Origin of the sequence: Megamonas sp. Calf98-2 (assembly GCF_900110235.1) — a bacterium.
Taxonomy (GTDB): Bacteria; Bacillota; Negativicutes; order Selenomonadales; family Selenomonadaceae; genus Megamonas; species Megamonas funiformis.
Genome location: NZ_FOCY01000061.1, coordinates 1 through 2,285 on the forward strand (window position 1 = coordinate 1; position 2,285 = coordinate 2,285).

The following is a 2,285-nucleotide window of genomic DNA, read 5'->3' on the forward strand; positions in this document are numbered from 1 at the left end:
ACTTAGTCCTGTAGAATACAGAATTAAGTTTCAATTAGTAGCCTAATTAATATGTCCAATATTTTGGGTGCACATCATTTTATAGGTAGTCTTTTTTTATCTCCAATCTATATTTTGGACATTATTAACTTTTTTCTTTAGTGTTTCCAATCTTGTAAGTGCTTCATTAAGAGTTGCATCTTCTTTTGCAAAATGAAAACGAATTAAATTGTGTACATCTTCATGGAAAAAGCTAGAACCTGGTACAGCTGCCACTCCTACATTTGCTGTCATCCATTCAGCAAATTTATAATCATCTTTTACACCAAATTCTGAAACATCCATAAGCACATAATATGCCCCTTGCGGTTCAGTAAATTGAAAGCCTAAATTTGCTAATCCTCCCACAAAAAGTTTCTTCATATGCGTATAATGATCTTGAAGTTCTTTATAATATGCATCTGAAAAATTTAAACCTACCACAGCTGCTTCCATAAGTGGTGCTGCTGCCCCAACAGTTAAAAAGTCATGAACTTTTTTAACTCGATCAATGATATTTGGTGGAGCTATGACATATCCCAATCGCCAACCTGTAATAGAATACGTTTTGGAAAGTGAATTACATATGATTGTTCGCTCACGCATACCTGGCAATGTAGCCATATATACATGTTTATGAGGTTCATAAATAATATGTTCATATACTTCATCAGTAATAACATATGCATCATATTTAATTGCAAGTTCAGCAATATTTTCAAGTTCTTTACGTGTAAATACTTTTCCGCATGGATTTGACGGATTACAAAGAATAAGTGCTTTAGCACCGCTACGAAATGCTTCTTCTAATAAATTTACATCAAAATTAAAATCTGGTGGAACTAGCGGAATATATATAGGCTCTGCTCCGGAAAGAATTGTATCAGCTCCATAATTTTCATAAAACGGAGAAAAAATTGCAACTTTATCTCTAGGATTTATAATTGACATCATTGAAGCCATCATTGCTTCTGTACTCCCACAAGTAACAACAATCTCACTATCAGGATCGATTTTCATACCTGAAAAATGTTCATGTTTTCGTGCTAAAGCTTCACGAAAATTTTGTGCACCCCATGTAATTGCATATTGATGTGGCCCCATTTTTGCCACTTCAGCTAACCTATCTGTAATTTCTTTTGGTGGTGCAAAATCTGGAAAACCTTGTGAAAGATTAATTGCATCATATTTATTAGCAATACGCGTCATACGTCTTATAACCGAATCACTAAAATTTGATGTACGCTTACTGAGTTCATACATATATATCTCTCCTCATTAATCAGCTGAAGTAATTGTTCCTTTAAAATGCTCATTTATAAAAGTTTTTACAACATCAGAATGATAAATATCTAAAATCTTTTTATAATCAGGATTATCCTTATCCTCTTTACGTGTTGCAAGTATTACAACTGCTAATGGTTCATTTTTATCTTCAAAGAAAATCCCCTGTTTTTCTACATTCAACCCAGCACTCATTACGTAATTCATTGTTATTACAGCTATGTCTACATCTTCTAAACTACGCGGAAGTTGTGCTGCTTCAAGCTCTTGAAACTTTAAATTTTTAGGATTATCTATTATATCCTTAACTGTACTTTTAAATTCTAATCCATTTTTTAATTTAATAAGACCAGCTTTTTCTAAAAGCATCAATGCTCTCCCAGCATTTGTAGGATCATTAGGAATTGAAACAGTTGCTCCATTTGAAATATCTATCATATTATGAATTTTATTACTATATATTCCCATTGGCATAATAATAGTTTTTCCTATGGATGTTAAATCAGTACCTTTATTTTCATTAAAATTATTAAGAAAAGGTTCATGTTGATAAGCAGCAAGTTCCACCTCTCCATCAGATAGTGCCAAATCTGGCGTTATGTAATCTGAGAATTCAACAACTTTAACATTAAGACCTTGTTTATTTGCTTCTTTAGCAACAATCTCTGCTATTTCTGCATGTGGTCCAGAAGTTGCACCTATGCGAATTTCTTTTTGAGTACTTATCCCACAACCTGTAATAAATAATGAAAATATAAATAATAGTGCAAAAAAGGTATATTTTTTCATACCAAAACCTCCTCTTATTTTCTAGTTATCCAATATGATATATATAAAATTCTTTTTTGTCAAGATCATATATATACAATATATTTTATAATTAAGTGCAAGACTAATTTTTTTAGAAGACAAAAAAAAGCACTGAAATATTCAGTGCTTTTTTCTTAACTGGCAACTTCCTATCCTCCCAGCACGTCTCCATG

The 2,285-nt window shown here is 31.9% G+C and carries 2 protein-coding genes; both read right to left on the reverse strand.

Annotated elements, in window-relative coordinates:
• Positions 1–96: 96 nt before the first annotated feature.
• A complete protein-coding gene (locus tag BMX03_RS10975; protein ID WP_075555044.1) occupies positions 97–1,281 on the reverse strand; it encodes a pyridoxal phosphate-dependent aminotransferase in 1,185 nt (394 codons plus the stop codon).
• Between the two features lie 15 nt (positions 1,282–1,296).
• Entirely contained in the window at positions 1,297–2,091 is a 795-nt protein-coding gene (locus BMX03_RS10980; protein WP_008540154.1) for a MetQ/NlpA family ABC transporter substrate-binding protein, read from the reverse strand.
• Positions 2,092–2,285 lie beyond the last annotated feature (194 nt).

Bases quoted from the DNA above. Each gene is read 5' to 3' on its own strand.
- BMX03_RS10975 (WP_075555044.1), bottom strand. From the start codon at position 1,281: ATGTATGAACTCAGTAAGCGTACATCAAATTTTAGTGATTCGGTTATA.
- BMX03_RS10980 (WP_008540154.1), bottom strand. From the start codon at position 2,091: ATGAAAAAATATACCTTTTTTGCACTATTATTTATATTTTCATTATTT.